Genomic DNA, 24,237 nt, shown 5'->3' with positions numbered 1-24,237 from the left:
CCCTTTCCCGAACAAAGGAGCAGGACATGCCCCCTGTGCCCGAGCCGCGCGCGTCCTTCTGGCGGCGCTTCGTCGAAAGCCGAAATGGCCTTGGACTTCTGTTCATGCTGCCTGCAGCGGCCTTCCTGCTGTGCTTCCTGACCTATCCGCTGGGGTTGGGCGTCTGGCTTGGCTTTACCGACGCCCGGATCGGCCGGGCGGGAGAGTGGATCGGGCTCGAGAACTATGTCTGGCTGATGGATGACCCGGTCTTCTGGCTTTCGGTCTTCAATACGCTTTTCTATACGGTCGCGGCTTCGGTCCTGAAATTCGGTTTGGGCTTGTGGCTGGCCTTGCTGCTGAACCGGCACCTGCCCTTCAAGAACTTTTTCCGTGCGATCATCCTGCTTCCCTGGGTCGTGCCGACCGTTTTGTCGGCGCTGGCCTTCTGGTGGATCTTCGACAGCCAGTTCTCGATCATTTCCTGGGTCCTGATGAAATGGGGCCTGATCAGCCAGCCGATCAACTTCCTTGGCGACCCCTGGAATGCGCGACTTTCGGTCATGGCGGCAAACGTCTGGAGGGGAATTCCCTTTGTTGCGATTTCGCTGCTGGCAGGGCTGCAGACCATCCCGCAATCCCTGAACGAGGCCGCGGCCATCGACGGCGCGACATCCTGGCAGCGCTTCACCAAGGTGACGCTGCCGCTGCTTACGCCGATTATCGCCGTGGTCATGACCTTCTCGGTCCTGTTCACCTTCACCGATTTCCAGCTGATCTATGTGCTGACGCGCGGCGGGCCGGTCAACGCGACGCACCTGATGGCGACGCTGAGCTTCCAGCGCGCAATCCCCGGTGGCCAATTGGGCGAAGGCGCGGCCATTGCGGTCGCCATGATCCCCTTCCTGCTGGCCGCGATCCTTTTCAGCTTCTTCGGCCTTCAGCGCCGGAAATGGCAGCAGGGGGCAGATTGATGGCCAACCAGACCGTTACCGACGATCACGAGGGCATGGACCAGTTCGAAAGCCGCGGCCGCAAGATCATCCTGGTCTGGTTGCCGCTGGCCTGCTTCATCTTCGTGCTGCTGTTCCCGTTCTACTGGATGGCGATCACGGCAGTGAAGCCGAACGCGCAGTTGACTGACTACCAGAACCACAGCCCGTTCTGGGTGGTGGGGCCGACGCTTCAGCACATGAAATACCTGCTGTTCGAGACCAGCTATCCGGGATGGTTGTGGAATACCCTGATCGTGGCGGTGTTTGCGACTTTCCTGTCGCTGGCGGCCTCGGTCTTTGCCGCCTATGCGATCGAGCGCTTGCGCTTTCGCGGCGCGCGGATCACGGGGCTGCTGATCTTTCTGGCCTATCTGGTGCCACCCTCGATCCTGTTCATCCCGCTGTCGGTCATCGTCTTTCAGCTTGGCATCTTCGACAGCAAGCTTGCGCTGATCCTGACCTATCCGACCTTTCTCATCCCGTTCTGCACCTGGCTTCTGATGGGTTACTTCCGTTCGATTCCCTATGAGCTTGAGGAATCGGCGCTGGTCGATGGAGCGACGCGTTGGCAGATCCTGACCAAGATCGTGCTGCCCCTGGCCGTGCCGGGGCTGATTTCGGCAGGGATTTTTGCCTTCACGTTATCCTGGAACGAATTCATCTATGCGCTGACTTTCATTTCCAGTTCCGAGAACAAGACCATCCCGGTGGGCGTCTTGACCGAGCTGGTGCGGGGCGACATCTATGAATGGGGCGCACTGATGAGCGGGGCGCTGCTGGGATCGTTGCCGGTGGTGATCCTCTATTCCTTCTTCGTCGACTATTATGTGAGCTCGATGACGGGTGCGGTGAAGGAGTGAAACTGGCCGCGTCACATTGAAAAGGGCCCGCCGAAGCGGGCCCTTCTGCTTTTCGTCGGTGGGCTAGTAGGTCGCGCGACCGCCCGAGATGTCAAAGACCGCGCCAGTAGAAAAGGCGCAATCCTCGGACGCCAGCCAGGCGACCAGGGACGCGGCCTCGGCGGGTTCAAGGAAACGGTTCATCGGAATCTTCGAAAGCATGTAGTCGATATGTTCCTGCGTCATCTGATCGAAGATCGGCGTCCGGGCGGCGGCCGGGGTTATGGCGTTGACGATCACCCCGGTTCCGGCCAGTTCCTTGCCCAATGATTTCGTCAGCGCAATCAGCCCTGCCTTCGACGCCGAGTAATGCGCGGCGTTGGGGTTGCCCTCCTTGGCGGCGATCGAGGCCACGTTGACGATACGGCCATAGCCGCGCTCGATCATGCCGGGAACCAGTGCGCGGCAGGCGACATAGGGGGCGTTCAGGTTGACCTCGATCACCTGGCGCCAGGTCGTTGGGTCCAGCTCCCAGGTCTTGCCGTTTCCACCGGTAATCCCGGCATTGTTGACAAGAATGTCGACGGCGCCAGCCTCGGCCGCCGCGGCCTCGATCTCGGCGTCGACACTCAGTTCGACCTGCCGGGCCGAGGCGGCTTCGCCCAATGTTCTGGCGGCTCGTTCGGCGGCCGCCCCGTCGCGATCCCACAGGATGACGCGCGCCCCGCTTGCGACGAAGCGTTCGGCCACCGCATAGCCGATGCCCTGCGCGCCGCCGGTGATGACCGCGAGGCGGCCGTTCAGATCGATCTGGTTCATGACTCCTCCCAAAGTGCTCGTGATAATGTCAGGCCAGCCCGCTGCTCCCCAGCGAGCGTCGCAGCAACTCGAGCTGCTGTTTGTCGGCCCGGTCCCTGTGCGCATTATGCCGGGATCGGGTCAGCGCCCGGTCCTTGGCGAGCAGCGCCTCGAATGTGTGACGATGTTCGCTATTCGATTCATCAGGTAGCGGACGCAAGGGCAAGATCATCATTCGTGCCCGGTATTGCTGCCCCCAGAAGGCGTTGAGCGCGCTTTGCAGCCTCTGGTTTCCGCAAAGCCCAACAACCTCGGAATGGAACTCGTCGTCGAGATCGGACCATCGGGCGATATCGCCCGATGCAGTCGCAATTTCCATGTCATCAAGCATCCGCCCCAGCAGCCCCGCCTGTTCGTTTGTCAGGCCACGCTCGGCGGTGAGCTCGAATGCCCGAACCTCGAGCGCCGAAAAAACATCAAGGATGTTTGCGAAATCCTGCAAGGACAGGGCCTTGACCGTTACGCCGTGCCGCGGACGAACCTCGACCAGGCCCTCTTCCTCGAGCTTGATGACGGCTTCGCGCACGGGGGTGCGCGAAAGTGACAAAAGACCGGCAAGCTCGGTTTCCAGAAGCGTGGTGCCAGGTGCAAGGCGCCCGGTCAGAATACGATAGCGCAAGTCGTGATAGGCGCGTTCGCGGGCGGCCATCTCGGTCACGCCATGCAAGCTGGGAATCGAACGGCTTGTCCGGCCCTTGCCCCGCCGGGCGAAAGGCGGCTCAGCCTGAGGCATCGGCGGTGTCGCGGATATGGGCCCGGATGATTGACTGAAAATCCGGATCGGCCGTGAAGCCTGCGGCAAGGGCGCGATCGGGCGCAAAATCCTGCGGCCAGCCCGCCACGATGTCGCGGATGGTCTGGTTCGGAACCCGTTTCACATGCGAGATCGCATCCCCGCCCGCGACCTCTCGCAAGGCGTCGAGTACTTCGGCAATCGACAGGCACAAACCGGGCATCGTCAGGCAGCGTCGGACGCCAAGTTGCGCGGTGTCCATGGTCGCGGCATGCAAAAGAAACCCCACTGCGGCGTCCGGGCTGGCGAACCAGTGGCGTACATCGTCTTCGACCGGAAGTTCGGCGTCCAGCCCGGCCAGCGGTTCCCGGATGATGCCCGAGAAGAAGCCCGAGGCGGCCTTGTTTGGCTTGCCGGGCCGCACGACGATGGTCGGCAGTCGGATGCCGACACCGTCGAAGAAACCTTTGCGGGTGTAGTCGTTCAGCAAAAGCTCACCGATCATCTTCTGCGCGCCATAGCTGGTCATCGGCGCGGTGATGAAGGTGTCTGTGATCTTTTCCTCGAAAGGCGCCCCAAATACCGCGATCGATGAGGTATAGACAACACGCGGATGGTAATCGGGGCCTTGCGCGCGGATCGCTTCGAAAAGGTGGCGCGTCCCGTCCATGTTGATGGCATAGCCCTTGTCGAAATCCGCCTCGGCCTCGCCCGAGACGATTGCGGCAAGGTGAAAGATCACGTCGGGGCGTTCCGCGACCAGTTCATCGACAGTGGCGCGGTTGGAAATATCGCCGGAACTTACCGTTACCGCAACGGTAGCGGACGAAGACAGCTGGGCCGGAACCACGTCGAATGCCATCAGTGCATCCACAGAGTTCTTGCCCAGTTGGCCGGTTTTCAGGATGGTTTCGGCAAGCCTGCGGCCAACCATTCCTGCCGCGCCGATGATCAAAAGTTTCATACTCGACCTCTCCTCCCCAGTATCGGTCGAGTTATGTATACATTGCTGCAAATCGCCACGCCAGTGCTTCGTGAATGCCCGGCCGCAATTGACGGCCGGGCGCGATTGTCACTTGCCCCAGTTGAGCGCGACCGGGTCCAGCGGGCGGACGAGATCCAGCAGCATGGCGCGGGTCGCCGGATGCAGCGCCGGGATCGGATGGCGGCTGAATTCGGATTTGATGACACCACCCTCGACCATGACGGCCTTGGCCGAAAGGAATCCGCACTGGCGGTTTTCATGGTTCACGGCCGGCAGGATGCGGGCATAGGCGGCGGTCGCAGCGGCGCGGTCGCCCGCCTTCCAATGGGTCAGCACCGGCTTGATCTGGTCAGGGATCATGGCCGAAGTCATGGTGCCGGTCGCGCCCGCATCGAGGTCGGCAAGCAGGGTAATGGCTTCCTCTCCGTCGAAGGGTCCCTCGATCGCATCGCCGCCTTCGGCAATCAGCGCGCGCAGCTTCGAGGCCGCACGGGGGCACTCGATCTTGAAAAGCTTCACCATCTCGATTTCGTTGGCCATGCGCACCAAAAGCGGCACAGGCAGGTCGACCCCCGACAGCGGCGCGTCCTGGATCATGATCGGGATGCCGACATCGCCGACGCGGGCGAATTGCTCGAAGGTCTGCTCGGCTGTGCCCTTGAGCAGCGCGCCGTGATAGGGGGGCATCATCATGACCATCGCCGCGCCGAGATCCTTGGCAAGCTGGGCGCGTTCGACCACGATCGGGGTCGAGTAATGGCTGATCGTCACGATGACCGGCACGCGGCCCGCGACATGTTCCAGCGAAAGCCGGGTCAGCGCTTCGCGTTCGGCATCCGAAATCAGGAACTGTTCGGAGAAGTTGGCAAGAATGCAGATGCCGTCGACGCCCTGATCGATCATGCAGTCCAGGATGCGCCGCATGCCCTCGTAATCGACCGAACCGTCATCGTTGAACGAAACCGGTGCAACAGGCCAGATGCCCTCGTATTTAGCCATGATGGCCTCCTCGTTAAATTTGTCGCGGATGGTATACCATTTCTCCGAAGGTGCAAGCTGGCCCCTTCCCCCCCGAACGGTCCTGGTATACCAAGTTGGCGAATATGTCCGGTACCGCGATCGCTGGCTCAGCGCGCTCGCGGTACCGGCAGGAATTCCGGTCGCAGGATCGGCTCGGCAACCCGTTTGACCGGCAGGGCGCGCCGCGCGACAACATTGACGGCTATCTTTAGGGAGGAAGAAAGACGTGAAGAATATCCTGATTACCGGCGGTGGCAGCGGCGTGGGCCGTGCCACGGCCCGACGTTTCCTGATCGAGGGCTGGACAGTCGGGCTGATCGGGCGCCGCGAAGACGCACTGCGCGAAACTGCCGAGGACAATCCGAACGCGCTGATCCTGCCTTGCGACGTAACTGACGAGGCGGCGGTCGATGCTGCCTTCGCTCGGGCGGCCGAAGCCTGGGGCCGGCTGGACCTGCTTTTCAACAATGCGGGTGCGGTGTTGCCGTCGACCCTGATCGACGAGATTTCGGTCGCAGATTGGCATCGCGTGACCGATGTGAACATCACGGGCATGTTCCTCTGTGCCCGCGCCGCGTTCCGGCAGATGCGCCGGCAGGATCCGATGGGCGGGCGGATCATCAATAACGGATCGATTTCGGCAGACGTGCCGCGTCCGGGATCGGTTCCCTATACCGTTTCGAAACATGCTGTGACGGGTCTCACCCGCACGCTGTCACTGGACGGGCGGGCCTTCAACATTGCCTGCGGGCAGGTGGATATCGGCAATGCTCTGACAAATATGGCCGAGGCCATGACCAAGGGCGTGCCGCAGGCCGACGGCTCGATCAAGGTCGAGCCGGTGATCGACGTTTCGACGGTCGCGGATTCGGTCTGGCATATGGCTAACCTGCCCGACGGCGCGAACGTCCAATGGCTGACCGTGATGGCAACCAACATGCCCTATATCGGGCGCGGATAGGGGGACGAGGCATGACCAATGTTTTGGCCGTGGGCCAATATTCCGATATCGACGTGAAGGCACTGGCCGATGAGTTCGGGGCCGTTCCGCTTGCCGATCTGTCCCAGATCGCGGGCTTGCCCGAGGATGGACGCGCGGCGGTCACGGCGCTTGCCTACAAGGGCCACCATGCGCTGGACGGGCAGGTCATGGACCTGCTGCCCGGTCTGAAGCTCATTGCCAATTTCGGTGTCGGCTATGATGCGATCAATGTCAGCGACGCGTCGGCACGCGGCATCAGCGTCACGAATACCCCGAATGTTCTGAACGATGACGTGGCCGATCTGGCTGTCGCGCTTCTGGTGATGGAATCGCGCAAGCTGACGGCGTCCGAAAACTGGATGCGGGCGGGCAACTGGCCCGCCGAGGGAGCCTATCCGCTGGCCCGCAAGATGTCCGGCCGCAAGGTCGGCGTTCTGGGCATGGGCCGTATCGGACGTGAAATCGCCGACCGGCTTGCGGCGTTCAAATGCGAGATCCATTACCAGTCGCGCAGCCGCAAGGATGCGCCCGCAGACTGGACCTATCACGCCGATCCGGTCGAATTGGCGCGCTCCGTGGATGATCTGGTGATTGCCGTGGTCGGCGGTCCCGATACGGTGGGCTTCGTCTCGGCCGAAGTGATCGACGCGCTGGGGGCAGACGGGATTATCGTCAACATCGCGCGCGGATCGGTCATCGACGAGGCAGCCCTGCTGGACGCACTGGAAAACGGCCGTCTGCGCGGCGCAGGGCTGGATGTCTTCCTGAACGAACCCGACATCGATGCCCGCTTCCTGTCCATGCCCAATGTGACGATCCTTCCGCATGTCGGTTCGGCCACGGCCGAAACGCGCGCGGCGATGGGTGATCTGCAACGTCAGAACGTGCGCGCGCATCTGGCGGGTCGGCCGCTCGTGACGCCGGTGAACTGATGGTCCGGGCGATGACCGAGGATAGCTTGGCCGAGGCCATCGCCTATGAGCTGCGCCGGGAGATCCTGCGGGGCAATCTTCCCCCCGGCGCGCCCATCAAGGAGCGTGACAATGCCGAACGGCAGGGCGTCTCTCGCACCCCAATGCGCGAGGCGATCCGGATTCTGGCCAAGGAGGGGCTGGTGCAGCTGCGACCGTTGCGCAGCCCCATCGTCGCCGATCCTTCACTGGAAGAAATCATCGATCAGATCCGCGTGCTGCACGCGCTGGAACTGCTTTCGGGTGAACTGGCCTGCCACAAGGCCACCGATGACGAGATCGCGGCAATCGGCGCCCTGAAGGACCGGATCGAAGAAATCTATGGTGATGCTGACACGCTTGACGTGTTCGAACTGGACATGCAGTTCCACTCGGCCATCGTTGCCGCCTCGCATAACGCGGCGCTTGCGGAAACCCATGGCGCCTACATGGCGCGTCTGTGGCGTGCCCGTTATCTGTCGGCCCGTCGCAGGCTGTCGCGCGACCGGGTCCTGCGCCAGCACATGGCGATCCACTCAGCACTTTCCGCGCGCGACGTGCCCGCGATCAAGGCCGAGATTGGCGCCCATCTTGGTGCGATGATCGACAATATCGAGGACCATTTCCGTGAGCTGGGAAATGAAGCGCAGTCGTAGCGGGGGCGAAAGACATTGTTGAAGGCGGGCGGCAATCTGACGGGCATGATGCTGATGACCGGGGCAGTCATGCTGTTTGCCGGACAGGACACGACGGCGAAATGGCTGCTCGGATCGGGACTTGCGATCATGCAGGTGGCCTTTGTGCGCTATCTTGGTCATCTTGCGGTGACGCTCGCGGCGGTCCTGCCGAAGCAGGGGTTCTCTGCCCTGCGCTCGATCAACCCGAAGCTTCAGGTTCTGCGCTCGCTTGCGCTCTTGGGCAGCACGGCGCTGAACTTCGTCGGGCTCAGCTACCTGCCACTGACCACGGTCACCGCGATCATGTTCGCAAGCCCGGTTCTGGTGACGCTGCTTGCCGTGCCCATGCTGGGCGAGAGGGTAGGCGCGATGCAGTTTGCCGCCATCCTGCTGGGGTTTGCGGGGGTTCTCATCGTCGTTGCGCCTTGGAATGCGGAATTCCATCCGGCGATGCTGTTTTCGCTTGCCGCCTGTTGCTGCACCTCGTTCTATTTCATCTTCAGCCGCAAGCTCGCTGCGGAATCGACCGCGACCCAGCAGATCTGGGCCAGCGGGATAGCAACGATCTGCCTTGCGCCCTTCGCATTCGCGCAATGGCAGACGCCTTCCAGCTTGACGATCGTGCTGCTGATGTGCCTGATCGGTGTGATCGGTGGCATGTCCCACAGCCTTGTCACCTTGGCGCATCGGATCGCGGACGCCTCGGTCCTGGCACCTGTCGTCTACCTGCAACTGCTTTTCGCCAGCATCGCCGGCTATCTGGTCTTTGGCCAGGTGCCCGGGGCATCGACCCTGCTGGGTGCGCTCGTCATCATTTCCGGCGGCATCCTGCTTTGGCTCTCTGGGCGAAGAAGGAGAATTGCCGCAATCCGCACTTCCGCCATCGCGGTAAGTGCCCAACAATCCGATCCGAACCTAGGAAAGAAGGAGGAGAGATGAAACTTCTGCGTTACGGCCCCGAGGGCCAGGAAAAGCCCGGCCTCTTGGATGCCGAAGGCAAGATCCGCGATCTGTCGGGCCATGTCGCCGATATCGCCGATGATGTGCTGACCCCCGAAGGTCTTGCAAAGCTGGCCGCGATCGATGTCTCGACCCTGCCTGTCGTCGAGGGCTCGCCGCGTTTCGGCGCCTGTGTGGGCCATGTTCGCAAATTCATCGCGATCGGCCTGAACTATGCCGACCACGCCGCGGAAAGCGGCATGCCCGTCCCGGCCGAGCCGGTGGTGTTCAACAAGTGGACCAGCTGCATCGTCGGACCGAATGACGACGTGATGATCCCCGAAGGCTCGAACAAGACCGACTGGGAGGTCGAGCTGGGCATCGTCATCGGCAAGACCGCGCGCAGCGTCTCCGAGGACGAGGCGCTTGAGCATGTCGCGGGCTATTGCGTCGTCAACGACGTGTCGGAACGCGAGTGGCAGCTCGAGCGTGGCCAGACCTGGGACAAGGGCAAGGGCTTCGACACGTTCGGCCCGATCGGTCCCTATGTCGTGACCCGCGATGAGATTCCGGATGCTGGCAATCTGTCGATGTGGCTCGAAGTCGACGGCAAGCGCTATCAGGACGGCTCGACCAAGACGATGATCTTCGGCGTGGCGAAACTGGTATCCTATTGCTCAAAGCTGATGACCCTGATGCCGGGCGACGTGATCACCACCGGCACGCCTCCGGGCGTCGGGATGGGCCAGAACCCGCAGGTCTACCTGAAGGGCGGCGAAACCATCCGTCTCGGGATCGAGGGGTTGGGCGAGCAGACCCAGAAGGTGCGCCGCGCCTGATCCATCCGGGCGGCGGGAGAGATCCCGCCGCCCTTTTCTATTGGGAGGAGTGAATGCGGTTTTCTGCCAATCTTGGCTTCTTGTGGACCGATCTGGCCCTGCCCGGCGCCATCCGCGCCGCCGCCGCCGCCGGGTTCGATGCGGTAGAATGCCATTGGCCTTATGACCATGCGACTGAAGCCGTCGCCGCCGCCTTGTCGGAAACCGGACTCGTCATGCTGGGGCTCAATACGCTGCGCGGCAAACCCGGCGAGAACGGGCTGTCGTCCATTCCGGGCCGCGAGGCCGAGGCACGCGCCGAGATCGACCGCGCCATTGCCTATGCACGCGCCATCGGCTGCGGGGCCGTTCACGTCATGGCGGGCGTCGCGGAAGGGACGCAGGCCGAGCGGACCTTCCTTGCCAATCTGGCCTATGCCTGCGATCGGGCACCGGACCTGACGGTCTTGATCGAGCCGCTGAACCGTTATGACGCGCCCGGCTACTTCCTTTCGACTTCAGATCAGGCGCTGCATCTGATCGAGCAGGCCGGGAGTCCGAACCTGAAGCTCATGTTCGATTGCTATCATCTGCAGATCATGGAGGGCAATCTGACCCGTCGTCTGGGACGGCTGATGCCCGTGATCGGTCATGTGCAGATCGCCTCTGTCCCTGATCGAGGTGCGCCCGATCACGGCGAAGTCGATTATCGCCATATCTGCGCTGTCCTGCGCGACCTGGGCTGGAGCAAGCCTTTGGGGGCCGAATACAAGCCCATAGGGCCGACCGGCGAAAGCCTGGATTGGCTGTCCGGGTTGCGCGCGATCTAGGGCAGCTTCGCGCCCGCTCGTTCGGCCAGGATCTTGGCAATTGCGGCATCTGCCTCACGCCCCAATCCCGCTTCCGATGCGGCGCGATAGAGCGCCAGCGACGCATCGGCCAGCGGGACTGGACTGCCCAGCGACTGTGCGGCTTCGGTGACGATCCCCAAGTCCTTGACGAAGATATCGACCGCCGAGAAGGGGGTGTAGTCGCCCGAGACCACCTGCGGTCCGCGATTCTGGAACATCCAGCTATTGCCGGCGCATTCCGTGATCACGTCCTGCACCGTTCGAAGGTCGAGGCCACTTTTGGCGGCCAGCACCATCGCTTCGGCCATGGCAGCGATGTGAACCCCGGCGAGCAACTGATTGATGAGCTTCATCCGGCTGCCCGCGCCAGGCTCTTCGCCCAAGCGGAAGACGCGTGCAGAAATCGCGTCCAGGGCAGGCTCGATGCGGGCGAACGCGTCAGACGGTCCCGAGGCCATGATGCTGATCGCGCCTTCCCGTGCCTTGGCCGCCCCGCCAGAGACAGGGGCATCGATCGCGACCATTCCGGCGGCAGAGAGTTCGGTCGCGATTGCCACGGCGTCATCGGGCTGCATGGTCGGGCAGAGCACAAAGACGGTGCCCGGTCGCGCAGTCGACACCGCGCCTTTCTCACCGAACAGAACGGCTCGGGTCTGTGCCGCGTTCACGACATAGACGAATAGGACATCCACATCGGTTGCAGCCTCCGCCGGAGTTGGCGCCGGAATTCCCCCGGCGGAGGCAAGCTCGGCCAGCGGCGCCGGGTTCAGGTCGACCCCGCGCACGTGAAATCCCGCGCGGGCAAGCGACAGTGCCGCGCCGAGCCCCATCGAGCCAACGCCGATGACTGCGGCGGAGAGATTGCTCATGACACGGCCTCCTTGCGGCGCAGGACCAGCTTGCGGATCAGGGGCGAGGCCCAGACGAGAATGGTGAAGATCCCCAGCCCCGCCGCGATCGGCCTTTCGAAAAAGGCCAGCAGGTTGCCGTCAGACTTGATCATCGAGGTGATGAAGTGCTGTTCGAGCAGCGGTCCCAGCACCAGCCCAAGTATGGCAGGGGCGATCGGGATGTCGTTTTCCTCCATCAGGAAGCCCAGCACGCCGAAGCCCAGCATCAGAGCAATACCGAACACGGAATTGGTGATGGCGAATGAACCCACGATGCAGAACATCAGGATGATCGGCATCAGGATCTTTTGAGGCACGGCGAGCAGCCAGGACGAGGCGCGGATCGCAAGCCAGCCCAAGGGGATCATCAGCAGGTTCGCCAGCAGGAAGACGATGAACAGCGCGTTGATCATCTCGGCCTGGTTGATGAAGATCGTGGGGCCGGGATTCATCCCCTTGATATAGAGCACGCCGATGACGATCGCGGTGATCGAATCGCCCGGAATGCCGAAGACCAGGGCGGGAATCCATGCACCGCTGACCGCGGCGTTGTTCGAAGCCCCGGCCTCTACCAGCCCTTCGACATGGCCGTGGCCGAATTTTTCGGGCGTGCGCGACAGGCGCTTGGACATGGCATATGATATCCAGGCTGCAATATCAGCGCCCGCGCCCGGCAATGCGCCGATGACCGTGCCAAGGATGCTGCCCCGGATGGCCTGTTTCGGATAGCGGCGCATGACGCCGATCTGTGTGCGGAAAAGGCCACGGGTTTCGGGGTGTTGCGGGGCGACGGCAGAACCGCCATGGACAATATAACGAAAGACCTCGGCTGCGGCGAAAAGGCCGATCATCGCAGGAATGAACGAGATCCCGCCCAGGAGGTCGATATTGCCGAAGGTGAAGCGCGGCTCGGCCGATGGGTTGTCCATGCCGACGCAGGCCGCAACCAATCCGATGGTCAGGGCGATCAGCCCACGCGTGACCGATCCGGGGGACACGAAGATTGCGGCAGACAGGCCAAGAACGACCAGCCAGAAATACTCGAAGGACGAAAATTTCAGGGCGATCTCGGCGAGGATGGGCGAGGCGAGGATCAGCACGACGGTGCCGAAGATGCCACCGATCACCGAAAAGACCAGCAGTGCGCCAAGCGCCTCGGGCGCGCGGCCCGAACGCGTCATGCGATGCGCGTCATCGACATAGGCGGCGCTGGCGGGTGTGCCGGGAATGCGCAGCAAGGCTCCCGGAATATCGCCGGCAAAGATCGCCATGGCGGCGGCGGTGACGATCGAGGCGATCGCCGGGATTGGCCCCATGAAGAAGGTGATCGGAACGAGAAGGGCCGTAGCCATGGTCGCGGTCAGTCCCGGAATGGCGCCGACGAACAGCCCGAAGGCGCCCGAAGCCAGCATCGCCAGGATGACCTGAGGATCGAGGACGAGGCCGAGGGCCTGCGAAAATGCGGTCATGCTCAGCCTACCAGGGAAGGTTCAGGAACTCGCCGCGCGGAAGCGGCACGAGCAGCAGCTTTCCGAATGAAAGCTGAAGGATGATCACGGTCGCCAAGGCGAGGGGCAGTGCGAGCAGCGGTCGGGTTCCGGCGAGCAGAAGCAGCGCGAATACCAGCGCGAAGCCCGCGATCGGAAAGCCCAGCAGGTCCGAAAACCAGATGTAGCCAAGGATGAGGGCGATCGCGCCGATGAGCCGCGCCCATGCGGCGGGACTGCGCGCCCAATCCGAGACAACGACCAGCCGTTGGCCCTTTTCGCTGGCCATGCCCTTGATCAGCATCGACAGGCCGATCCCCGCGGCAAGGAATGACACCACGCGCGGCAATGTCTCCGCGCCGTATTTCTGGCCCGGTATGGGCGAGAACTGAAGCGACGCGATGAACAATGCGCCGCCCGCCAGCAAGGTCAGCACGCCAAGCGCGCGATCCCCCAGTCTCATGCCGGAAACTCCTCTAACAGCGGAAATCGGGCCGCGGGATTGCGCCCCGCGGACCCGACGTCACGGGATCATTTGGCGAGGCCGGCTTTCTTCATCACTTCGCCAAGGCTGGCATCGTCGGCGGCGACAAGGGCCGTGGCCTCTTCGGGGCCTGCCCAGCGAAGACCGAAGCCGCGCTCGTTCATGAAGTTCTGATAGGTTTCGCTGTTATAGGCTTTCTCGATCGCCTCGACGAGGCGCTCACGCGCTTCGGGGGGCATGTCCTTGGGCGCGGCGATGGCGCGCCAGACCGCAAGCTTCCACTCCGATCCGGTGGCTTCCTTGAGCGTCGGGACGTCCGGGAACATGTCCTGGCGTTCGTCCGACATGCTTGCCAACGCGCGCACGCGTTCTGCCTCGATCAGTGAGCGGCCCTCGGCCAGGGACGATGGAACCATCTGCACCCCGCCTGCAACCATGTCGGTCAGACCGGCCGCCGCACCCTGGCTGGGAACGAAGGGCACTGCATCGACCGGGATGTCCTCGGACATCAGCCAACCCAGCAGGTTCAGGTGCCAGATCCCTCCCTGACCCGTTCCCGATGCCTTGATCGTGCCGGCCGGTTCTGACTTGATCGTGTCGCGCAATTCCGCTGCGGTCTGCCACGGACTGTCGGCGGCAACCATGATCCCGCCCGGATCGGCATTCACCAGCGCGAGGATGTCGAAATCCTCGTAGGTCAGGTCGGTCAGACCCTGCCAATGCATCATGTCGATCTCGATGGTCATGACGCCGATTGTGTAGCCATCGGGCTTGGCCTTCGCGATCGCGCTATGGCCAACCACGCCCGACCCGCCTGTGCGGTTCACGACGTTGACGGGCTTGCCCAGTTCTTCCTGCAGGATCTGGCCGAAAATGCGCCCCACTGCATCCGTGCCGCCACCTGCGCCCCAAGGCACGATCAGTTCGATGGGCCGTTCGGGATACTCGGCCAGCGCGGGCGTCGCAAAGGTGCCAAGCGTCATCGCAGCCGCAAGCAGCGGCAGAACGTTTCTGCGTTTCATGATCTTCTCCCTTTCGGCGCTGTTTGCGCCTTTCCTCCAGGAGAGAGGATCGTGCCTCATGTATACATTGTCAACCGCGCAGAGGCTTATGTTCGACGTTCAGGCATTCTCGGCGGAATCGTAATGCATACACGCTTCGAGCTGGTCGACCTTGTCGAAATATTGCGGAGAGAGCTGCATGATTGCGGGCAGGTCGCCGAAAACGCGGCGCAGATGCAGGCGCATGGCCGCCTCGGCGCGGTCGGGGTCGCCATCTGCGATGGCCTCGACCACCGCCCGGTGCTGATCCAGCATGATGTCCTTGGGCGTGACGGCCGAAACGAGATGGCGCACGCGATCAAGATGCACCTTGAGCCCCTGCAGATGCGTCCAGGCCTGGGTCTGCCCGGCGATCGCGGCAAGCGCATAATGAAATTCCTGGTCGACGCTCACGAGCGCTTTGGCGTCGCCCTGCGGAATGGCGGCCTGACGCTCAAGGATCTCGCGCAACGTGACGATCTGTTGGGGCTGGGCAAGTCGGGCGGCAAAGCGCGCGATATCCGCCTCGACCGATTCCCGGATGAAACGTGTTCCAAGCACCCAGTCCATGTCGATGCGCGAGACGAAGGTGCCCCGCTGTGGTCTCACCTCCAGCAACCCCTCGCCCGCAAGGCGGATGAATGCTTCGCGGACCGGTTGGCGCGACAGCTTGTATTGATCCGCGATCTCCTGTTCCGAGAGGCGGGTGCCCGGCACGAGATCTCCGCTGATGATCCGGCTGCGCAGCACGTTGTGCATCTGCACCGCCGCTGGCAGATCATTCGTCGAGGATGTCGTTTCAGCCTGCGCTGACCGCTCGGGGGATGCAGTATTCGTCATGATGTCTCCTCCTGATCGCATCTCGAAGCATCAGGACGATCGCGTCAACTCTCTCGCGGCACTGCGAAGGAAAGGATTGTAATCTGCCTATAGCTCTGGCCGGCGGGCAGAATGGCCGATGGGTAGTCCGGATGGTGAATCGCGTCCGGCCAGACTTGCGATTCAAGCGCGACGCCCGCATGCTTGCCATAGGGAAAGCCACCAATTCCCTGTGATCCGGGCTGAAGATGATCGGCGGTATAGACCTGCAATCCGGGCTCGGTCGATAAGATGCGCATCGAAAGCTCTCCGGCCGTCAGTGTGGCAACGGGCTTGGGCGTGTCGGTCCGAGCAAGCGATACGCAAAGATTGTGGTCGACCAGCTCTCCACCAAGGCGATTCCCAAGTCTGACCGGTTCACGGAAGTCGAGATGGCTTCCCTCGACCGGTGCGGGGCTGCCCAATGGGATGAGATCGCCATCCACCGGCAGGTAAGTGTTGGCAGGGACGCACAGGATGTGATCCGACAGATCCTTTTGGCCGTCCAGGTTGAAATAGCTGTGCTGCGCGAAGTTGCACAGGGTGGTGGCGTCCGATTTCGCTTCGATCGTGATCTGCAGGCTGAGTTCCGGCAGGATGCGGTAGATGACCCGCACTTCGAGCCGACCTGGAAAGCCCATATGGCCATCCGGAAGCTCATCGGCGAGGATCACGAAATCCGTGCCTTGCTCGACAACTTTCCAGTTGCGCCGACCGGTGCCGTCCGCGCCGCCATGCAGCGTGGTGCGATCGCGCTCGTTTCGGTCAAGCACGTAAGTGCGGCCTTCTATCTCGGCCACGCCGCTGGAGATCCGGTTCGCGCAGCGTCCGACGATCGCCCCGAAGAAACGCCCTTCGGAAAGATAGGGCGAAAGCGTCGGGTAGCCCAGAACCAGCGGATGACCGATACCCGCCAGCCTGAGATCCTGCAGCGAGGCACCCAGGGTAATGACCGAAGCCATCAGGCCATGGCCCGAGATGGTCAGCCGTTCGACAAGTTGCCCATCGGGCAGGGTTCCGAAATTCTCACGCATCACAAAATCACGCGCGGCTCAGGCCGTCCCTTGGCTGAATCCGGCAGGATCATCCAGCTCCTCCCGTCCTGAGGACCGCCAAGGTCGACGGCGGCGCTGGTCAGCAGGATGCGGTCCAGCTTGTCGCCGATGAAGGCGGGGCAGGTGGTCTGTTTCGAAGGCACCTCGATTTCTTCGAGAACGCGCCCGTCCGGCGCGTGGCAGACCAGTCGTCCGGATCCCCAGCGGGCGTTCCAGAAATTGCCGTCGGCATCTGTCACGGCGCCGTCGGGATATTCTTCGGTTCCGCGCAGGTTCAGGAAGACCCGCTTGTCGCCCGCGGGCCAGCCGTCTTCGTCCAGATCGTGAACCCAAACCATCTGCTCATCCGTGTCGGCGAAATAGGCAAGCTTGCCGTCCGGAGAAAAGCAGATCGCGTTGCTGATCGAGATCGGTGCGAAAATCCTGCGCAGCTCACCCTTGAAGTAACGATAGATTGCGCCCTGTCCGGGGCGCGCATCCACCGCCATCGTGCCGATCCAGAAGCCGCCCTGCGGATCGGCACGCCCGTCATTCGAGCGGGTGTCCGGCCGGTCTGCCTCAAGCGCCACCAGATCGACACGCGAACCGTCGCGCAGGTCAAAGCGGAACAGCGCCTTTTCGCTCGCGATGAGCAGCGTGTCATGGTCGATCCAGCCCGCCGCAGAGACACGTTCGTCGAAGCGCCATTCCATCTCGCGCCCGGCCTTTCGGCTAAGCATCCTTCGATTGAGGATGTCGAACCAGAAGGCCTGCTGGCGTTCGGGGTGCCAGAATGCACCTTCGCCCAGAAGGCAGGGGCGCGGATCGAAAAGCGTGTATCTCATGCGGGCAGGGCCGCGACCAATTCGCGCGCGCGGCTTGCCACCAGTTCCGCAGTTTCGCCCGGCTTGTAGAGCGAACTGCCGATGCCAAAGCCCTGGGCGCCAGCCGCGATCCATTCGGCGAAATTCGAAGGGCCGACGCCACCTACCGCATAGACCGGCATGTCCTTGGGCAGAACCGCACGCAGCGCCTTGAGTGCGCCGGTTCCGGCCTGATCGGCAGGGAAAAGCTTCAGTCCGGTCGCGCCGGCCTCGATCGCCGAAAAACATTCGGTGGCGGTAAAGACGCCCGGATAGGATTCCATCCCCAGCCGTCGCGTTTCGCGGATCACCTCTGGATTCGTGTTGGGCGAAACGATCATGCGCCCACCCGCATCGGCAATGCGCGCCACATCCTCGATCGTCAGGACGGTCCCGGCTCCGATCGTGGCGCGGCCGCCGAAGGCCGTCGCCATCAGGCGGATGCTTTCCAGCGGATCGGGGGAATTCAACGGCACCTCGATCCGGTCAATTCCGGCGTCGATCAGGGCCTGGCCGACGGCCAGCGCGTCTGCTGGCGTCAGGCCGCGCAGAATGGCGATGATGGGCTGGGTCATTCTGTCCTCGTCAGGGCCGATGCGGCGGCGGTCAGTCCGGCAAGGACAAGCGCACCGCCATCCATTTCATGGGCGTCCGCGCCCGCTTGCGTCAAGCTATGCGCATAGAGCGCCGAAAGTTCGGGTGCGCCGATGATGACGACTTGGCGGTCTTCCCAAAGGGGACGTGCCGCAGCCAGTTCCGAACCGACAAGCAATCCCGACAGCCGGCCCGCGCCCTGTTCGGGGGTCAGACCCTCAAGCAGTGCCGCCGCACGCAGCGGGAAGAGCGCCGATGGCATCAGTTCGGCATTTTCCCGGGCCTGCCCGGCCGCCTCGGCGAATTCTTCGCGATCAGGCACGGCATCGCCGATGGTCAGGCGCAGGACCGACTGCCGTGAAAGCAGGGCGTATATCTCGCCCGTCATGAAAGTATGGAAGCTCTCGACCTCGCCATTCGAGACGACGACCCATTTGCAATGCGTGCCGGGCAGGCACAACGTGCCTTCGAAATCCGGGTTCTGCGCGAGAAAGCCTGCGATCTGTGTTTCTTCGCCACGCATCACGTCGGGCGGGTCGCTTTGCGACAGGCCCGGCAGGATATGAACCTCCAGCCGCGTGTCCTCGACCTGAGGCCGGGTCGCGCGCAGCGGATCAAGCGGGGTGCAGGGTGTGGGGCGGTATTCCGCCTCGACCCAGCCGGTGCGCGCGCCGACCATGCCGCAGGCGATGACCGGGACCGGCTGGTCGCCCAGCCAATCCTCGACCAGATCCAGCAGGGCCGGTTCGAAGCCCTCCGGGGTCAGGCTACCCATCCCCTTGTCCGAGGCGCGGTTTTCCAGCACCTCGGAACCCTGCATGGCCCAGACGCGCAGCCGGGTGGTGCCCCAATCGACTGCGATCCAGTCGGGCCTCACCATTCGAAGGCGTCCGTCTGGACGCGGCGGCCCAGCATCATCGCATCGGCGACATGGCGGAAGGGGGCCACGTCGACATCGCTTTCGCCCGCCGCGATCAGCTCGGCGAAGCGGGCATAGATGCGGTCATACTCGCCCGCAAGCGCCCCCTCGGCCGAAAGCACCTCGCCATCGGCGGTGATGGTCGCGCCGCCCTGCGACAGCTCCATCACGCCGTTGTCGGTCTCGATCCGCATGTCCCAGGTCTGCACGCCGGTCTCGCGGAAGTCGAAGTCCAGCGCGACGGGCGCGCCTTCCTCGGTCAGCATCTTGAGCTGCGCCGCGATCGGGGTGTCGCGGTTTTCCGGGAATTCCAGCGTCGCCTCGGTCGTGTAAAGACCGACCGGCAGGATATAGGTCAGGATCGAATAGGCGTTGATGCCGGGATCGAAGACGCCGGTCCCGCCGGGGGCGAAGATCCAGTCCTGGCCGGGATGCCAGCGGCGGACGTCCTCGCGCCAGGTCACCGTGATCGCGGTGATCTTGCGGCTGGAGAGCCAGTCCCGCGCGCCGGGAATGCCGGGCGCGAACTGGCTGTGCCATGCGGTGAACAGGGTCTTTCCCTTTTCGCGCGCGATGCGTTCCAGCGTCATCACCTCGGACACCGTGGTTCCCGGCGGCTTTTCCAGAAGCACATGGCGACCGGCCAGCAGCGCCTCGCGGGCGACCGCGAAGCGGACCTGCGGCGGCGTGCACAGCGCGACCGCGCCGACTTCCGGGCGCTCGGCCAGGAAGCTGGTCACGTCCTGATAGGCGGCGATGCCTTCGGCGCTGTTGAACGGATCGACCGTCGCCGCGAGGTTGAAGGCCTCCGAGGCCTCCAACGCCGGGCGGTGCTGTTCGCGGGCGATCTTGCCGAAGCCGATGATGGCGAGATCAGTGGCTGTCACGACCCACCTCGCTGCCGCGGCACCCTTTCAGGAAGTCGAAGTCCGCGCCGGTATCCGCGCCCTCGACATGTTCATGGAACATGCGGGCATAGCCCGAGGCAGGCGGCTCGACCGGGTTCTTCCAGTCGGCCAGACGGGCGGCGATCTCCTCGTCCGACAGGTCGAGATGGAGGCGGCGGTTCGGCACGTCCAGTTCGATGAAATCTCCGGTACGAACGATCGCCAGCGGACCGCCGCGCGCGGCTTCCGGCGATGTGTGCAGGACGACGGTGCCATAGGCGGTGCCCGACATGCGCGCATCCGAGATGCGGACCATGTCGGTGATGCCCTTCTTCAGCACCTTGGGCGGCAGGCCCATGTTGCCGACCTCGGCCATGCCCGGATAGCCCTTGGGACCGCAGTTCTTCATGACCATGATGCAGGTCTCGTCGATGTCGAGCGCGTCATCGTTGATGCGGGCCTTGTAGTCGTCGATGTCCTCGAAGACCACGGCGCGGCCACGGTGCTGCATCAGGTGGGGAGAGGCGGCCGAGGGCTTCAGCACCGCGCCGAGCGGCGCGAGATTGCCCTTGAGGACGGCGATGCCGCCCTGCTGGGTCAAGGCCTTCTCGACCGGCAGGATGACATCCTCGTTCCAGTTCTTGGCGTCCTTGACCTCGTCCCAGATGCTTTCGCCCGAGACGGTCAGCGCGTCCTTGTGCAGCAGACCCGCTTCGCCCAGATGCTTCAGCACGACGGGCAGGCCGCCGGCATAGAAGAACTCTTCCATCAGGTATTTGCCGGACGGCATCAGGTTCACGATGGTCGCGACGTCGCGGCCGCAGCGATCCCAGTCGTCCAGCGTCAGCTCGATGCCGGTGCGGCCCGCCATGGCGAGCAGGTGGACTACGGCATTGGTCGAGCCCCCGATCGCGCCATTGCAGCGGATCGCGTTCTCGAAGGCTTCCTTGGTCATGATGTCGCTGGGCTTCAAGTCGTCCTTGACCATCTGCACGATGCGGCGGCCGGTCATCTGCGCCATGACGCGGCGGCGGCTATCGACCGCCGGGATGGCGGCATTGCCGGAAAGCGCCATTCCGAGGGCTTCCGCCATCGACGCCATCGTGGACGCGGTGCCCATGGTGTTGCAGGTGCCGGACGAACGGCTCATCGCCTGCTCGGCTTCAAGGAACTCATCCTGCGTCATCTCGCCAGCCTTCACGGCCTCGCTGAATTTCCACAGATGCGTGCCCGAGCCGATGCGCTCGCCGCGGAACCAGCCGTTCAGCATCGGGCCGCCGGTGACGACGATCGACGGAATGTCGACCGAGGCCGCGGCCATCAGCAGCGAGGGCGTGGTCTTGTCGCAGCCGACCATCAGTACGGCGCCGTCGATCGGCTGGCCGCGCATCGCCTCCTCGACCGCCATGGCGGCGAGGTTGCGATACATCATCGCGGTCGGGCGGAAGGTATTTTCCGAGGCCGAGAACACCGGGACCTCGACCGGGAAGCCACCGGCTTCCCAGATCCCGGCCTTCACCTTTTCGGCCAGCTCGCGCAGGTGGCCGTTGCAGGGAGTCAGGTCGGACCAGGTGTTCAGGATGCCGATGACCGGACGCCCGTCGAACAGGTCATGCGGGTAGCCTTGGTTCTTGAGCCAGCCGCGATGGTAGATCGTGTCGCGGGAGTTTCCGCCATACCAATGCTGCGAACGCAGCTTGCGGGGCCATTCTGCAGGTTTGAAGGACATTACGCTTTTCTCTTGTTCGAGACGTCGAAGATGACGGCGGCCATGAGGACGAGGCCCTTGATGACCTGTTGGTAATCGATACCGATCCCGAGGATCGACATGCCGTTGTTCATGACGCCCATGATGAAGGCGCCGACGACCGCGCCGATCACGGTGCCCACGCCGCCCGACATGGATGCACCGCCGATGAAGACGGCCGCGATGACGTCGAGTTCGAAGCCGACGCCGGCCTTCGGAGTGGCCGAGTTCAGGCGGGCGGAAACGACCAGACCAGCCAATGCCGCCAGCATGCCCATGTTCATGAAAGTCAGGAAGGTGATGCGCTCGACATTGATGCCCGAAAGCTTCGCGGCCTTTTCATTCCCACCGATCGCGAAGATCCGGCGGCCAAGCGTGGTGCGTTCCGAGATGAAGGCGTAAAGCGCGACGAGGACGGCCATCACCATGAAGACGTTCGGCAGGCCACGGAAGTTCGCCAGAGCCCAGGTCATCCAGGCCAGGGCTACGAAGATCAGGGCGTTCTTGCCGACGAAGAAGGCGAAGGGCTCATCTGCGATTCCCACGGCTTCTTCGCGCTTGCGGTTGCGGATCTGGATCCACAGGATCGCGAGCGCCGCACCCCAGCCCAGCAGCAGCGAAAGCGTGTTCGGCTTGTCCGGCCCGAACACATCCGGAATGAAACCCGATGCGATCATCTGGAATTCGCGCGGGAAGGGACCGATCGACTGGCCCTGCAGCGCCCACATGGTCAGCCCGCGGAACACGAGCATGCCCGCCAGCGTGACGATGAAGGACGGGATCTTCCAATAGGCGATCCAATAGCCCTGGATCGCACCGATGATGGCGCCAGCGACGAGGCTCAGCACCACGACCAGCGGTACCGGCAGGCCCATCTTGACGATCATGATGGCCGCCAGCGCGCCGACGAAGGCGGCGATCGAACCGACCGACAGGTCGATGTGGCCCGCCACGATCACCAGAAGCATGCCGACCGCCATGATGACGATATGGCTGTTTTGCAGGAACAGGTTCGTCAGGTTGACCGGGCGGAACAGGATCCCGCCGGTCACGACCTGGAAGAACGCCATGATGACGACCAAGGCAAAGAGAATGCCGTATTGGCGGATGTTGCGGCGGATGAAGCCGAAGGTGTCGCTGCCGCGATCGGTTGTGGTATCAGACATGGGCGCTCTCTGCCTCGATCTCTTCGGGGGTGATGTCTTCCTCGGTCAGGTCGTGGCCCGAGTTGATGATGACCGACATGATGCGTTCCTGGGTGGCCTCGGAGGTGGGCATTTCGCCCACGAGGCGCCCCTCGTTCATCACGAGGACGCGGTCGGTGATGCCCAAAAGCTCGGGCATTTCGGAAGAAATCACGATGATGGACTTACCCGTGGCCGCGAGGTCACGGATGATGGTGTAGATCTCGTATTTCGCGCCCACGTCGATGCCGCGGGTCGGTTCGTCGAGGATCAGGATCTCGGGCTCCGAGAAGAGCCATTTGGACAGCACCACCTTCTGCTGGTTGCCGCCCGAGAGATTGACGGTCGCCTGGTCGATGGACGGGGCGCGAATGTTGATCGCCTTGCGGTAATCCTGCGCGATCTGCCCTTCCTTGTGGCGGTCGATGACGCCGCGCCTGGACACGCCGGCAAGGTTCGCAAGCGGAATGTTGCGCCGGATCGAGTCGTCCAGCACGAGACCCAGCGACTTGCGGTCTTCGGTGACATAGGCAAGACCCGCCTTGATCGCCTTCGACACGGTGCTCACGTCGACGTCCTTGCCGTGGATCTTGACCGAGCCCTTGCGGAAATCGCCGACCGAACGGCCGAACATGCTCATCGCGAGTTCGGTGCGGCCCGCACCCATCAGGCCCGCGATACCCAGCACTTCGCCGCGCTTCAGATCGAAACTGGCATTGTCGACCATCATGCGGCCATCATGGCCCGGATCGGCGACTGTCCAGTCGCGGACCTCCATGATGGTTTCGCCGATCTTGGGATCGCGCGGCGGATAGCGGTCGTTCATCGAGCGCCCGACCATGTCCTTGATGATCTGGCTTTCCGGAACCATGCCCTGGTGATGGGCCACGGTCGAGCCGTCGCGCAGCACCGTGATGCTGTCGCAGACCTCGGAGATTTCATTGAGCTTGTGCGAGATCATGATCGCCGTCATGCCCTGTTCGCGGAAAGTCCCAAGCAGGCGCAGCAGGGCGGCGCTGTCATGTTCGTTCAACGAAGAGGTGGGCTCGTCGAGGATCAGCAGATCCACTTTCTTGGAGAGCGCCTTGGCGATCTCGACAAGCTGTTGCTTGCCCATGCCCAGTTCGCCCACCTTCGTCTCGGGACTTTCGCGAAGACCCACCTTGGCCAGCAGTTCGGCGGTCCGGCGGTTCGTCTCATGGCGGTCGATCACGCCGCGATGGGCGATCTCGTTACCCAGGAAGATGTTTTCGGCGATCGACATCTGCGGCACCAGGGCAAGTTCCTGGTGGATGATGACGATGCCCAGTTCCTCACTGTCGGGAATGCCGCGGAATGCGACAGGCTTTCCCTTGTAGAGTATCTCGCCGTCATATGAGCCATGCGGATAGACGCCCGAAAGCACCTTCATCAGGGTGGACTTTCCCGCTCCGTTTTCGCCGCAAAGCGCGCGAATCTCGCCGCGCCTGACCACCATGTTGACGTTGTCGAGGGCTTTGACCCCGGGGAATTCCTTGGTAATTCCCCGCATTTCCAGAATGGCGTCCATCGTTACCTTCTGCCCCTGGCTAAAGGATTACGCCGCCGCAAAGGGATGTGGTCCCCTTGCGGCGGCGCAGGTTGA

At 63.1% G+C, this 24,237-nt stretch carries 25 protein-coding genes; 8 read left to right on the top strand and 17 right to left on the bottom strand.

Features of this window, described 5'->3' with window-relative positions:
- The first annotated feature begins 26 nt into the window (after positions 1-26).
- The gene (locus RGQ15_RS03980; protein WP_311158931.1) at positions 27-953 is read left to right on the top strand and encodes a carbohydrate ABC transporter permease; all 927 of its coding nucleotides are present in this window, start codon (positions 27-29) and stop codon (positions 951-953) included.
- Positions 953-1,834 carry a carbohydrate ABC transporter permease gene (locus tag RGQ15_RS03975; RefSeq protein ID WP_311158930.1) on the top strand — a complete coding sequence of 294 codons (882 nt, stop codon included), beginning with the start codon at positions 953-955 and terminating at the stop codon, positions 1,832-1,834. Before RGQ15_RS03980 ends, RGQ15_RS03975 begins: the two co-directional genes overlap by 1 nt.
- A gap of 63 nt (positions 1,835-1,897) precedes the next feature.
- Here the strand turns inward: RGQ15_RS03975 and RGQ15_RS03970 are convergent, their stop codons facing one another.
- The 4 genes from RGQ15_RS03970 to RGQ15_RS03955 form a co-directional block, all read right to left on the bottom strand.
- The gene (locus tag RGQ15_RS03970) at positions 1,898-2,632 is read right to left on the bottom strand and encodes an SDR family oxidoreductase (protein ID WP_311158929.1); all 735 of its coding nucleotides are present in this window, start codon (positions 2,630-2,632) and stop codon (positions 1,898-1,900) included.
- 28 nt (positions 2,633-2,660) lie between these two features.
- A complete protein-coding gene (locus tag RGQ15_RS03965) occupies positions 2,661-3,404 on the bottom strand; it encodes a GntR family transcriptional regulator (protein ID WP_311158928.1) in 744 nt (247 codons plus the stop codon).
- A complete protein-coding gene (denD, locus tag RGQ15_RS03960) occupies positions 3,391-4,368 on the bottom strand; it encodes a D-erythronate dehydrogenase (RefSeq protein ID WP_311158927.1) in 978 nt (325 codons plus the stop codon). The genes RGQ15_RS03965 and denD overlap by 14 nt, the downstream gene beginning before the upstream one ends.
- 108 nt (positions 4,369-4,476) lie before the next feature.
- Positions 4,477-5,388 (bottom strand): dihydrodipicolinate synthase family protein, encoded by a 912-nt coding sequence (locus tag RGQ15_RS03955; protein WP_311158926.1) that lies wholly within the window; start codon positions 5,386-5,388, stop codon positions 4,477-4,479.
- Positions 5,389-5,635: 247 nt separating this feature from the next.
- On the opposite strand from RGQ15_RS03955, the gene RGQ15_RS03950 reads away from it, so the two are divergent.
- From RGQ15_RS03950 to RGQ15_RS03925, 6 genes are read left to right on the top strand one after another with little or no spacing between them, the layout of a single operon-like run.
- Positions 5,636-6,370 (top strand): SDR family oxidoreductase, encoded by a 735-nt coding sequence (locus tag RGQ15_RS03950; protein WP_311158925.1) that lies wholly within the window; start codon positions 5,636-5,638, stop codon positions 6,368-6,370.
- A gap of 11 nt (positions 6,371-6,381) precedes the next feature.
- A complete protein-coding gene (locus RGQ15_RS03945; RefSeq protein WP_311158924.1) occupies positions 6,382-7,323 on the top strand; it encodes a 2-hydroxyacid dehydrogenase in 942 nt (313 codons plus the stop codon).
- A gap of 11 nt (positions 7,324-7,334) precedes the next feature.
- Positions 7,335-7,997: a GntR family transcriptional regulator gene (locus RGQ15_RS03940; protein ID WP_311158923.1), complete on the top strand. Its 663-nt coding sequence runs from the start codon at positions 7,335-7,337 to the stop codon at positions 7,995-7,997.
- A gap of 15 nt (positions 7,998-8,012) precedes the next feature.
- Positions 8,013-8,957, top strand: a complete 945-nt coding sequence (locus tag RGQ15_RS03935) for a DMT family transporter (RefSeq protein WP_311158922.1) — start codon at positions 8,013-8,015, stop codon at positions 8,955-8,957.
- Positions 8,954-9,796: an ureidoglycolate lyase gene (locus RGQ15_RS03930; RefSeq protein ID WP_311158921.1), complete on the top strand. Its 843-nt coding sequence runs from the start codon at positions 8,954-8,956 to the stop codon at positions 9,794-9,796. Before RGQ15_RS03935 ends, RGQ15_RS03930 begins: the two co-directional genes overlap by 4 nt.
- Before the next feature lie 53 nt (positions 9,797-9,849).
- Complete coding sequence (locus RGQ15_RS03925) at positions 9,850-10,605, top strand: hydroxypyruvate isomerase family protein (RefSeq protein WP_311158920.1); 756 nt, start codon at positions 9,850-9,852, stop codon at positions 10,603-10,605.
- On the opposite strand, the gene ltnD is transcribed toward RGQ15_RS03925, so the two are convergent.
- From ltnD to mmsA, 13 genes are all read right to left on the bottom strand, one after another.
- Entirely contained in the window at positions 10,602-11,495 is an 894-nt protein-coding gene (gene ltnD / locus RGQ15_RS03920) for an L-threonate dehydrogenase (RefSeq protein WP_311158919.1), read from the bottom strand. The genes RGQ15_RS03925 and ltnD overlap by 4 nt on opposite strands.
- Complete coding sequence (locus RGQ15_RS03915; RefSeq protein WP_311158918.1) at positions 11,492-12,985, bottom strand: tripartite tricarboxylate transporter permease; 1,494 nt, start codon at positions 12,983-12,985, stop codon at positions 11,492-11,494. The genes ltnD and RGQ15_RS03915 overlap by 4 nt, the downstream gene beginning before the upstream one ends.
- Before the next feature lie 7 nt (positions 12,986-12,992).
- The gene (locus RGQ15_RS03910) at positions 12,993-13,466 is read right to left on the bottom strand and encodes a tripartite tricarboxylate transporter TctB family protein (protein WP_311158917.1); all 474 of its coding nucleotides are present in this window, start codon (positions 13,464-13,466) and stop codon (positions 12,993-12,995) included.
- 68 nt (positions 13,467-13,534) lie between these two features.
- Positions 13,535-14,509 (bottom strand): Bug family tripartite tricarboxylate transporter substrate binding protein, encoded by a 975-nt coding sequence (locus RGQ15_RS03905; RefSeq protein WP_311158916.1) that lies wholly within the window; start codon positions 14,507-14,509, stop codon positions 13,535-13,537.
- A gap of 99 nt (positions 14,510-14,608) precedes the next feature.
- Complete coding sequence (locus RGQ15_RS03900; RefSeq protein ID WP_311158915.1) at positions 14,609-15,367, bottom strand: GntR family transcriptional regulator; 759 nt, start codon at positions 15,365-15,367, stop codon at positions 14,609-14,611.
- A 44-nt stretch (positions 15,368-15,411) separates the two neighbouring features.
- The gene (locus tag RGQ15_RS03895) at positions 15,412-16,419 is read right to left on the bottom strand and encodes an aldose epimerase family protein (RefSeq protein ID WP_311158914.1); all 1,008 of its coding nucleotides are present in this window, start codon (positions 16,417-16,419) and stop codon (positions 15,412-15,414) included.
- Positions 16,419-17,264 (bottom strand): SMP-30/gluconolactonase/LRE family protein, encoded by an 846-nt coding sequence (locus RGQ15_RS03890; protein WP_311158913.1) that lies wholly within the window; start codon positions 17,262-17,264, stop codon positions 16,419-16,421. Before RGQ15_RS03890 ends, RGQ15_RS03895 begins: the two co-directional genes overlap by 1 nt.
- The gene (locus tag RGQ15_RS03885; protein WP_311158912.1) at positions 17,261-17,857 is read right to left on the bottom strand and encodes a 2-dehydro-3-deoxy-6-phosphogalactonate aldolase; all 597 of its coding nucleotides are present in this window, start codon (positions 17,855-17,857) and stop codon (positions 17,261-17,263) included. The genes RGQ15_RS03890 and RGQ15_RS03885 overlap by 4 nt, the downstream gene beginning before the upstream one ends.
- Positions 17,854-18,756, bottom strand: a complete 903-nt coding sequence (locus tag RGQ15_RS03880; RefSeq protein ID WP_311158911.1) for a 2-dehydro-3-deoxygalactonokinase — start codon at positions 18,754-18,756, stop codon at positions 17,854-17,856. The genes RGQ15_RS03885 and RGQ15_RS03880 overlap by 4 nt, the downstream gene beginning before the upstream one ends.
- Complete coding sequence (locus tag RGQ15_RS03875; protein ID WP_311158910.1) at positions 18,750-19,682, bottom strand: Gfo/Idh/MocA family protein; 933 nt, start codon at positions 19,680-19,682, stop codon at positions 18,750-18,752. Before RGQ15_RS03875 ends, RGQ15_RS03880 begins: the two co-directional genes overlap by 7 nt.
- The gene (gene araD, locus RGQ15_RS03870; RefSeq protein ID WP_311158909.1) at positions 19,669-21,411 is read right to left on the bottom strand and encodes an L-arabinonate dehydratase; all 1,743 of its coding nucleotides are present in this window, start codon (positions 21,409-21,411) and stop codon (positions 19,669-19,671) included. Before araD ends, RGQ15_RS03875 begins: the two co-directional genes overlap by 14 nt.
- On the bottom strand, positions 21,411-22,595 hold the full coding sequence (mmsB, locus tag RGQ15_RS03865; RefSeq protein WP_311158908.1) for a multiple monosaccharide ABC transporter permease: 1,185 nt from the start codon (positions 22,593-22,595) through the stop codon (positions 21,411-21,413). The genes araD and mmsB overlap by 1 nt, the downstream gene beginning before the upstream one ends.
- Positions 22,588-24,162 carry a multiple monosaccharide ABC transporter ATP-binding protein gene (gene mmsA, locus RGQ15_RS03860; protein WP_311158907.1) on the bottom strand — a complete coding sequence of 525 codons (1,575 nt, stop codon included), beginning with the start codon at positions 24,160-24,162 and terminating at the stop codon, positions 22,588-22,590. The genes mmsB and mmsA overlap by 8 nt, the downstream gene beginning before the upstream one ends.
- Positions 24,163-24,237: the final 75 nt, after the last annotated feature.

This window comes from Paracoccus sp. MBLB3053 (assembly GCF_031822435.1).
GTDB lineage: Bacteria > Pseudomonadota > Alphaproteobacteria > Rhodobacterales > Rhodobacteraceae > Paracoccus > Paracoccus aurantius.
The sequence above is the reverse complement of the archived record's forward strand: the minus strand, read 5'-3'. Positions and strand labels throughout refer to the sequence as shown.